This window comes from Methylophaga sp. UBA5088 (genome assembly GCF_002414625.1).
GTDB lineage: Bacteria > Pseudomonadota > Gammaproteobacteria > Nitrosococcales > Methylophagaceae > Methylophaga > Methylophaga marina.
In genome coordinates this window covers 1-317 of record NZ_DIAC01000060.1, presented here as the reverse complement: position 1 = coordinate 317, position 317 = coordinate 1, and the positions used below count along the sequence as shown (strand labels likewise).

1 protein-coding gene is annotated in these 317 nt (G+C 43.8%); it reads right to left on the bottom strand.

Annotated elements, in window-relative coordinates; all coding sequences use genetic code 11:
• Positions 1-148 precede the first annotated feature (148 nt).
• Positions 149-310: an EAL domain-containing protein gene (locus B4K20_RS16950; RefSeq protein ID WP_349678795.1), complete on the bottom strand. Its 162-nt coding sequence runs from the start codon at positions 308-310 to the stop codon at positions 149-151.
• Between the last annotated feature and the right edge of the window lie 7 nt (positions 311-317).

Below are 317 nucleotides of genomic sequence, written 5' to 3'. Positions count from 1 at the left end.
TCTGTAACCGGTAAATTTTCTTCATTTTTTGTCTCCTGCCATCATTAGGCTGACTTACCTAAAGCTATGACCCACTCTGTTGGCACAGTTATAAAAACGTCAGTAAAAACGGTCCTCTGGGACCGCTATTTTCGAAATCAAGCCTCAGCTAATGCCTGTCAGCGATCAGTGTATATACAGTGTCGACTTCAACTGGCTTGGCAAACAAATAGCCTTGAAATCTGTGACATCCCATCTCAATGAGTTTGTCTCTTTGCGCTTCAGTTTCAACGCCTTCGGCAATAACACTCATGCCAAGGCTTTGTCCCAACCTGATG